Origin of the sequence: Corynebacterium hiratae (assembly GCF_009708045.1) — a bacterium.
GTDB lineage: Bacteria > Actinomycetota > Actinomycetes > Mycobacteriales > Mycobacteriaceae > Corynebacterium > Corynebacterium hiratae.
Genome location: NZ_VIOG01000009.1, coordinates 113,357 through 122,396, shown reverse-complemented (window position 1 = coordinate 122,396; position 9,040 = coordinate 113,357). Strand labels below are relative to the sequence as shown.

Annotated in this window: 9 protein-coding genes and 1 pseudogene; 1 reads left to right on the top strand and 9 read right to left on the bottom strand. The window is 59.8% G+C overall.

Translation table 11 applies throughout. The features are described 5' to 3' along the window. Positions 1-521 precede the first annotated feature (521 nt). From FME68_RS09215 to gluQRS, 6 genes and pseudogenes are all read right to left on the bottom strand, one after another. A complete protein-coding gene (locus FME68_RS09215) occupies positions 522-764 on the bottom strand; it encodes a hypothetical protein (RefSeq protein WP_158397377.1) in 243 nt (80 codons plus the stop codon). A gap of 142 nt (positions 765-906) precedes the next feature. Further along, positions 907-1,376, bottom strand: a pseudogene (locus tag FME68_RS09210) (transposase family protein); the annotation flags it as partial. A gap of 216 nt (positions 1,377-1,592) precedes the next feature. Next, positions 1,593-1,958, bottom strand: coding sequence for a VOC family protein (locus FME68_RS09205; protein WP_195914100.1), 366 nt, complete (start codon positions 1,956-1,958; stop codon positions 1,593-1,595). A gap of 281 nt (positions 1,959-2,239) precedes the next feature. Then, complete coding sequence (locus tag FME68_RS09200; RefSeq protein WP_158397386.1) at positions 2,240-2,575, bottom strand: hypothetical protein; 336 nt, start codon at positions 2,573-2,575, stop codon at positions 2,240-2,242. A 48-nt stretch (positions 2,576-2,623) separates the two neighbouring features. Continuing rightward, positions 2,624-4,195 carry a cation:proton antiporter gene (locus FME68_RS09195; protein ID WP_158397373.1) on the bottom strand — a complete coding sequence of 524 codons (1,572 nt, stop codon included), beginning with the start codon at positions 4,193-4,195 and terminating at the stop codon, positions 2,624-2,626. Between the two features lie 69 nt (positions 4,196-4,264). Beyond that, entirely contained in the window at positions 4,265-5,197 is a 933-nt protein-coding gene (gene gluQRS / locus FME68_RS09190; RefSeq protein ID WP_158397371.1) for a tRNA glutamyl-Q(34) synthetase GluQRS, read from the bottom strand. A gap of 58 nt (positions 5,198-5,255) precedes the next feature. On the opposite strand from gluQRS, the gene FME68_RS09185 reads away from it, so the two are divergent. Next, positions 5,256-6,566, top strand: a complete 1,311-nt coding sequence (locus tag FME68_RS09185; protein WP_158397369.1) for a hypothetical protein — start codon at positions 5,256-5,258, stop codon at positions 6,564-6,566. Here FME68_RS09185 and FME68_RS09180 read toward each other — a convergent pair. Genes FME68_RS09180 through FME68_RS09170 form a run of 3 tightly spaced genes read right to left on the bottom strand, consistent with a single transcriptional unit; the run spans position 6,563 to position 9,032 of the window. Then, complete coding sequence (locus FME68_RS09180; protein ID WP_158397367.1) at positions 6,563-7,066, bottom strand: hypothetical protein; 504 nt, start codon at positions 7,064-7,066, stop codon at positions 6,563-6,565. The genes FME68_RS09185 and FME68_RS09180 overlap by 4 nt on opposite strands. Further along, positions 7,063-8,073, bottom strand: coding sequence for a TRAFAC clade GTPase domain-containing protein (locus tag FME68_RS09175; RefSeq protein ID WP_046648844.1), 1,011 nt, complete (start codon positions 8,071-8,073; stop codon positions 7,063-7,065). Before FME68_RS09175 ends, FME68_RS09180 begins: the two co-directional genes overlap by 4 nt. Beyond that, on the bottom strand, positions 8,073-9,032 hold the full coding sequence (locus FME68_RS09170; protein ID WP_070509676.1) for a hypothetical protein: 960 nt from the start codon (positions 9,030-9,032) through the stop codon (positions 8,073-8,075). The genes FME68_RS09175 and FME68_RS09170 overlap by 1 nt, the downstream gene beginning before the upstream one ends. Positions 9,033-9,040 lie beyond the last annotated feature (8 nt).

Sequence of the window (9,040 nt, the reverse complement as noted above, 5' to 3'; positions counted from 1 at the left end):
GACCAAACATGCGCCTCACCACCAACACATAACCACCAACAACGCCTGAGTAAGACACCGCTACCGGATACTCACTCAGGCGCTACCAGATACTCACCACACCGCTACCATTTCAGTCTTCTGAACAGCATAGCCTTGGAGTTCGGCCATTTCTTCGGCTGGTATTGCAAATCCTAGGGTTGCGCGTGGTCTGTTGTTGAGGCATGGCAACGAACTCGAGGTCTTCTTCTTAACCACGTAGGCCGAGTTTCCCGCAGTCGTAGGCGACTATTGTCGATACGACTGCGGACAGCGAGATATCCCATGAGCTGTTTGGCTAAGAGGTAGCCAGGAATGGGTGGAACATTTGTGATCATGTCGACCGTGCTGTCGCATGGTATCTCTTCCGAAATCGCCTACGCCTTGCCGCTAGGGGCTTCTACTTGCTTGAGCTGACAGACAACAACCGGCAAGGCGCTACCTCAGTCTTCAATGAGTCGGCGTCTTTCTATATGACAAAACCTAGACTGAGCATATCCCTATTACTCTTTACTTCTCCTTTTAGCTGATGCAGCAACTGAAAGAGCTATTCCTAGAAGGGCCATAGGAAGCCCAAGATTAGTAAGCCGAGTTTCCCAAAATAAGCCCGCTATACACAACAAAGCGCCTGCAACGAGAATGACAAGGGTAAAGACTGTAAATAGTTTCATTTCCGCATCTTCCTTACAACTTCCGTCATCGCCCGAAGGCAGGAATCCCCATGAGAATAACAATTCTTTACTCACAATTGATCCTTCCCACCTAAATTTGGAACTTTCGTATACTCTTCTCGGGTTCTATGGCTTGAAGAGTGCATGAAAGGGAAAATAGGTGTATGCCATTAGTCGGCACTGTGGAACTCAACCACCAATCAGCAAAGGTTCACTCCCCCGACCCGTCGGTGGTAACGATGTACGATTCCGCGATTTTGTCGAGCAGTTTCAGGTACTCGTTTGAGCTTTCACGCAAGCACCAATGTCGGGCGATGACGTGCGTTTCGGTGCAGGCTACCAGCAGGCATTTCTTGTGAAAGTAGGTGCCGTCGATAAAGACCTGGTCATAGACACGATAGGGATCTGCTGCTGTTGGCACGATGATAAACCACAGCAGCTTAAACCACCGGGGCAAAGTCCGCCTTGTTATCCCAAGGCGTTTGGCCAAGTGGTCTGCGGATTCCCCAGAAAGGACCCAGTCAATAAAGATTTTAAAATGCCGAATCTCACTGGTGTGCGCGGGTGTTAATCGATGAAAACGTTGCACTGAGGGCATAGCCGGCCTTGGGGTCCTGCCGCAGTTTTGTTGTTCTTAACCAGAAAGTGGCCGCACATATCGCACGACAGCCGATTCCTATTAGCCATATGAATTGGCATTACCGCACCAGCAGCAGTCCTCCCACCACAGGTCTATGGCTATCCGATGTCGATTTCACCGATCAGGCTGTTGGAACCGATTCAAAATCAAGATCACCGTATTATCCCAGGCTGCCTTGGGAATCCGTATCGGTTTATCCACACGAAAAGTCCCTTAAGCCGTTAATTCTCAGAAGCCGATTTCTGCGAAGCAGCAAACTGATTTCACCACGTATAGAACTCCAGAATGTTTCCGTCTGGATCCGAAATGTAGGCGGAATAAGAACCCCATGGCATTTTCTTGGGTGAGGCAGAGGCCTCGCGATAGGAATCTGGGAGTTGACTCCAGTACTCGTCGACGTCCTCAACAGAAAATTGGATTACTGCTCCGCCGGGGGTTGCCGGACTAGTGTTAGTGGCTGAAGCAAAAACTGAAGAATCGAATACACCAATTACGCTGCCATCAAACGACACTTCAAAATATCCTTCTTCAGCAGACAATGGCTTTACTTCGGAGTTTGGAAGTTGATGGTAGAACTCCCATGAGGCTTCGATATTGCGGGTCAAGATGGTCAAATGATCGAATCGCATGATTGGCATAACCTTTCTCGCTGGGCCAAAGATTAGTCGCGATTATTCCAAATGCCCTTTGCCCGTGTGCGGTATTAGAAATCGAGGCTATTGGATTCTTCATGCGGTGACGTGGAGCCTTCAAGCAAAGGAACCAAAGCAAAGGCACCATCTGCGGGGCCCAGGATGGAAAACCCCAGGTGATTGCATGCGGAGTTTCGCATAAGGTGTCAGTACTTTGGTTCCTTTGCGGCTGGGCACTCGAACTGGGCACCCCACCGAGCGACCACAGCTGCACACCCCTAATCGAACTCGGGGGCCGCGAAACCGTCTTCCTTGAGCCACTCCACGTGCGGCGGGGTGTTCATGCCCCACTCGGTGCGGGCAAGCAAGAAGGCCTCGTCCACCTCGGCCTCGTCATAGCCGCCATCGCACAGGTACTGGCGGAAACCGTTGGGGCCAGGATCTTTGATCCACAGCCACACGTAGTCATCGAGCGTGCTATCACCCAGGATGTCCTCCATGCCCGCTGGCAGCAGCTCACGCCCGGCGCGCACGCGCTCCTCCAAGTCAGCGTCGAAGAAGTCGTAGAGGTAATCCAGGCCGTCTTCCAGCTGGGCGTACTCATAGGCGTCCATTGATTCGCTCCTCTCGCCACCATTCTTAGTCACGGATCAGCACTCCCCTCAACTGTGTTTCTTTGCGCCGAGGGACATCCGGTCGACGTCGGCAAGCACTTCGTCCACAATCATGGGGTTGAATTCCCTATCGCGGCGCAGGCGCAGCAATTCCTGTTGGGCACCGGCAAGAGCTGTTCGCCGCGCCGCGAGGGCCACCTCACGGGCCTCGATGGCCATACGCAGACGAGTCGTAGCGTCCTCGCCATCCTCATCCTCACCGAGGCGATCCTCAAACCATCGGGCGATATTCGCCGCAATGTCGGGGTCCAGTTCCTCATACTTCGCGCGCATCGCAGCGATACCGGCTTTACGCGCGCGGGAGGTAATGGTCGCGCGCATTTTATCCGTGGCTGCCTGCAAATACGTGGTGAGGTCGAGCTGACGCATAAGCCACGGCAGCAGCAGACCGGGAATCACCATGGTCATGAGCAGCACCACGAGGGCGATAACGGTCAACTCGTTGTAGAAGCTCAAACCACTTGGAACAGACAGAACCAGCGCAAGAGTCACCAAACCGCGCATGCCGGACCACGTCATAAGCAGCACTTCTTGCAGGCGCAGCGGCGCCAGGCGTGGCTTCCCACGGCGCCTATTAATGAGATAGAAGGCGTACATCCACACCAAGCGCACGAGGAAGGCAACAACGGACAGGATGACGCCGATGATGACCGCATGCCAGAGGTCCGCACCCGCGGCGTCGATGGCGCTGAACACGGTCAAGCCAATGAGGCCGAAAGCCACACCCGTGAAAAGCAGCTCGACGGTCTCCCAGAATGACTGACCGGAGAGTCGGTCCTCGGCTTGAATCGGCGCGCGGGAGTGCAGTTCCACCGCAGCAATCACCACAGCGATGACACCGGAGGCACCGAGCTCCTCCGCGGCGATATACACGGCAAAAGGAATCACCCACGTCAACGCGTTGCGAGCGATAACCTCGTGAACCGCGCCGACGAACCACGAAGACACGCGCCCCACGACGAGCCCGAGAATGGTGGCCACCGCCGCGGAGTAGAGGAAACTCGTCACCGCTTCCCCGGCATGCATCTCCCCCGAGCTCGTCACGGCTTCCAGGGCGAGGTGGAAGGCCACAATAGACGCGGCATCATTGAACAGGCCCTCGATCTGCAGCACGGAAATGATGCGCCGCGGGATACCGGCCGGTTCTGCCACGGCCTCGACGGCCACCGGATCTGGCGGGGCAATCGCGGCGCCGATAAGGATGGCGGCAGCGAGCCCCAAGCCCGGCATGAACGCACGGGCGGTGAATCCCACCGCCAGGGTCGTAGCCACCACGAGCAGCACGGACAGCGCCAGGATGGTCATCCACTGTTCACGAATGACGCCCCACGATGTTCTCCTTGCCAGCGCCCACAGCAATGGCGGCAAGAAGATGGGAAGAATGAGGTCAGCGGGCACGGAGAATTCAAATGTGCCATTCGAGAAAGTGGCGTACACCGAAACCGCCACCGCCGTAAGGATAGTCAAAAGCGCCGGCCAGGGAAGTCCTATTTTGTCCCCTACCGCCTTCACGATGACGGTCAACAGCATCAGGCCAATAAGGACAAACAAAACTTCCATGCTGAGCTTCTCTCTCCGTTAAATTTTTTGTTCTCAGACTACCGCTGTACAGCCGGCGAGGGTGAGGAGCTACACAGCACCATCCCAAACGAAGGCCTCTCGCGGCAGCTTCTCCGGCTGAAACTGATGGCGCAGTTCCTCTACTGAGGAAGCCTCATATCCCAAGGATTGGGCCAAGAGCTTGACGACGTCCCCCGCATCCCTACCGTGCCCCTCAATCAGCTGACGCAGGGTCACCGCCCCATCGCGCTTGGACAAACGCACACCCTCAGCGTTGAGCACGAGCGGCACGTGGACGAACTCCGGCTCCGGATAGCCCAGCTTGTGCGCCAGGTAGGCCTGGCGCGGGGCCGAAGACAGGAGATCATCACCGCGCACGACCTGATCGACGCCTTGGAAGGCATCGTCGACAACAACCGCCAGGTTATAGGCCCAGTCCATGCCCTGCTTCGGGTCGGCCGGGGGCTGCCCGCCACGACGCAGGATGAAATCATCCACCTCCCCGGTGTACTCGCCGGCGAGGGCATCGTGGATGGTGAAGGAGGAGGCGTCGGCACGCAGGCGTATGGCTGGCACGCGGTTTTGGGCGGCGAGTTCGGCACGCTTGGCGGCCCGCTCATCGTCGCTAAGCGCGCGGCAGGTGCCCGGGTACTGTCCTGGGATGGCGTGTGGGGCACGGGAGGCTTCCTGGATGTCCTTGCGCGAGCAATAGCACTCATAGGTAGGAAGCTGCGCCAAGGCCTCCTCATAAGCCGCGTAGCGATCCTGTTGGTAGATAACTTCCCCGTCCCAGTCCAAGCCGAGCGCGGCGAGGTCCTCCAGCTGGCGCTGCGCCGACTCCCGCGAGGAGCGCTGCGTGTCAATGTCTTCCACGCGCATAAGAAAGCGGCGCCCGCTACTCCTGGCGTAGAGCCAGGCCAGCAACGCCGTGCGGAGGTTACCCAGATGCAGATCGCCGGACGGGCTCGGGGCATAGCGCCCGGCGGGGCTGAGAGAATCCATGCCCACCAGTCTACGAGGAGGCCCGCGCGCGTCGGAGTCCTCTACTAGAATCTCCCCCATGGCTTCTGACGCGACGTATCCCCTGCTTGATTCTGCCGACGCCGAGCGCATGCTCGCCTATGCGCGTGCCCAGGCGCCGGGGCTTTCTCTTCCCACCGTTGAGTCCGCCCACATTGACAAGCAGATCGACCGCGTGCTGTCCAACGACACGTTCCAAGGCTGTGCGGAGGATGCCGTCCCTGCCGCCCACTACCTGGAGGCGCGGGAGACACTTCGCGTGGCTGCTGGCACCATCGAGAACATCGACGATTCCCTCACCATTGCCTCGATTGGCGCGCTGACCGGGCAGCCATCTCTCGTAGCTACTGGCTATACGCGTGTGGCCCGCGCATGGTTGGACAACGACAACACCGAAGAAGCAGAGAAATTTGCGGCCAAGGCAGCAGCGGCTGGTGACGACACCGCGCTGGGCGAGATCGCCGCAGCCCGCACCGCGGCCAGCCACAAGGATTTCTCCGAGTCCGCCCCCGCTAGCGAAAATGCATCAATCAGCCCCGACAGCACGACGTCGCTCTCAGATCTGCAGGAGCTTCTGGATTTCGCAAAGAACGGCGATGCAAAGGCGCATGCGGCCGACTTCGTGGCTGTCAACGACGCTGTGACCGGAGGCAAATTCGACGGAGCGGGTGCCACGATGGCCGCAATCCTTCAAGCCATCCTCGAATCGGCCGTGGGCGCACTCTGGGCATCCAACTCTGCCGCCGACTGTGAACGCGTGGCTGCGCAGTCCTTCACCATCCTCTCCAACGCACGCAGCGACGAGGATTACCAGCAGCTCCCAGCGCCCATGCTGGCCCGCTTCTACAGCGATGCCGCACAACACTCCCCTGACGATGTAGAGCAGCGCGTGGCCTGCTTTGCCGCCGCTGCCCGCGAGTACCAACGTTGCGGCGACCTCGACGGTGAGCTGCACGCCCTCCTCAAGACCGTGGCCCTCGATGTTCGCCACCGCGATCCGGAGGAGGCCTACGACATCCTGGCCTCACGCTATGTGGACTCCACGAAGCTCAAGAGCCTCCCCGTAGCCGCCAAGTGGACCGTTCTGTATTCCGAGAGCCTGCGCACGCAGGCTCAGGACATGTTTAAATCCACCCAGGTGTTGCTCGACTTCTTGGAGAAGCACCCCGCTTCCCAGGCCACGACGCCGTCGGAGCAAAACGCCATGGCAGAGGTAGCCGAGCTTCTTGGGGATCGCTACACCTCCGCCAACGCGGCAGACCGCGCGCGCAACATGTATCACTTTGCGTTTAATCTGTTTGCCGCAGCGGGCAATTCCCGCGCGCTCGAGGAGCTACGCAAGAAGGCCTAGGTTTGTGGCGCTTGCCCACCGAACCACTGCCGGTTCGCCGGCAACCACAGCAGAACGATGACTGCCGCGGAGGCGATCGACGCGGGCATCACCGAACTCAGCGGAATGAGCAACACTACGACGGCGCTGATAGCGGTCAAGGCAATCCGCGCCGACTGCTGGGCGTGCAGCACGTAGGTCGTGATGACACACACGAGAAGGACCAGTGCGCCGAGCAACACGCCCAACTCCGTGGAGAGCTGATCCATGCGGCTTACCGCCGCCGAGCTGTTTTCAAAGGCCACGAGCCGGCAGATGTTGTAGACGGCGTAGCTGGCGATGAAGACCTCCAGCACCGCTGCGACCTTCAGCGGCCACGGTGCCCACTGCGCCTTCATATCGGCGGCGCGGCGGGTGTAGCGGACAGAGTCGCTGACCTGTCCAAAGCGATAGTCCGGCGCGGTCCCGGCAGGCGAGCCCGGCTGCGGTGCTCCTGGGGACTGCGGGCTGCCGAAAGTCATGACACGTCCTGCACAAAAACGCCGCGGCGGCTGAGCAGCCAACGGATGGGATCCAGCACGCGATAGGGCGCAATGCCGCTGCGCGCCAGCTGGCGGCCCGTCGGGGCCTCCCCCAAGGCGGAGACCACGAAGAAGCTGCCATCGCGCGGCGCGGCTGAATAGAGCTTGTTGATCAGGTCATTAGCACCCAAGAAGCGCAAGAGCGATTCCGCTTCGAGGTGAACCATCCAACGGTCCGAATCGCGGAAATTCCACCCGGTGTCGCGGCGGAAGGCAGCACCGCGGTTGGCCATGAGCTTCTTCCACCGCACGTCATCCACCTGTTCCAGCTTCTGCACCGTGTCAAACTTCGAGATGGTCACCGCGAGCGGCGGCGGGGTATCCGTATCGAGCAAATCCAGCAGGTTATCCAGGACCCGCAAAGAGTCCGCGCCCAGCTCACCAATGTTGGGAATCAGGCCGTGGATAAAATCCTGAATCTGCTGCACGCGGAGCGGATCGAAAAGGAAAATCACCAAATCCGCGTGCGAGAAGAACGCCAGGTTCTCCCGGTCCGCTTCGTTCTCCGGCGGGTTCTCCAAGTCCTCGCCCGCCACGTCGCGGAAGACCAGGTAATTCATGCGCTCGCGCCCCTGCTCATCAGGCCACTTGCCGAGTTCAAAAATCAGCGGATCGCGCTGGTAGGCGTCGGTAGCCACCGCACTTGGTGTGGGGTCCATGGCACGCATCTCCTCAAAGAGCGGCCGCTCATAAACCTCCGCGTAACGCTCGCGCGTGGATTCATCCGCCGCTTGGACGGAGCGATTGTGCTTGTGCGCCAGCTGCTTGAGCTGCTTGATCATCACTGCGGTGTAGAGCGACTTACCGGAGTTACGCGCACCGGCCATGGCCACGCAATGCGTCACGGCGTCGGTCCATCCCTGCGGCAGCTCGCGGTTGGTGTACGGGCTCACCGTCACACCATCCTCGAGCGGTTTAAAGGTCCACGGGCAACGTGCCTGGCTCATTAGTTCCTCTCTTTCAGCATGGCGGTGACGCGATCGGTCAGTTCCGAAAGCTCCGTGTTGGCGCCGGTATCGAGCTGCTTGACGACGTCCCCGTCGATCACCGCGTACGCCACATGAGCTGGGGTTCCGTTGATGTGCGCGAGCTCCAGCTCCTGGCGCCCGATGGCGCTCGTGATGAGCACGACGGTGGGAACTTGAGTCTCCAGCATTGAGGCCACGGGCGAATCGGTGACGTAGATAGCAAGAGAGGCTGTGGAAGCCACCGTCGGCCCACGCCACGGGCGCTGGCCGACACGCTCCGCTCCGTTATCGATAACGCCCGCGATGAAGCGCGTGAGCTCGTCTACCTTGTGGGTCTCGATGCTGTCCTGGCCGTCGGTGGCGCGGAAGTGCCGGAAGGCATCGGAGAGCGCATCGATGTATTTGGCGGCCGCCTCAACGATCTTTGGGGTGACGTTGACCTGCATGGAGGCGGAACCATCGACGACCACGGTAACGGCATCGAGGCCAGCGACGTCCAGCTCCGCGCGGCGCATCTTGGAGCGCACCTCGCGGGCGGAGTCGGTAATTCCGGCGCCCTCAGTGGTGCCGAATGCTTCCAGACGATAGCTGCCGGATTCCGGGGTGACCTCGGCGAGGCGCTCGGCGGAGTCCTCGGCGGCGTCGATAAGCACGCGCGGGAACGTCACCGAGTCGCCCGCGTTGCTCACCGTCAGGCGGACCTCGCTGCGCAGGCCAAAGGTCCCATTCCCCTTCGGGCGCACAACGATGGTGGCGCGCTCGGGAAGGGAGTGCACCATGAGGGAGAGATCGTGGACGCGCACGGCGTCAACGCCTTCACCGAGGATCGCTAGCTCCATCGAGGCGCCGCCGGTTCCCATCTCGAAGGCTTCGACGCGCAGGATGCCGTCTGAGCCGATGCGGCGGGACTCGCCGTCCCGCAGTGTGTATTTAGCCATGACGCTTC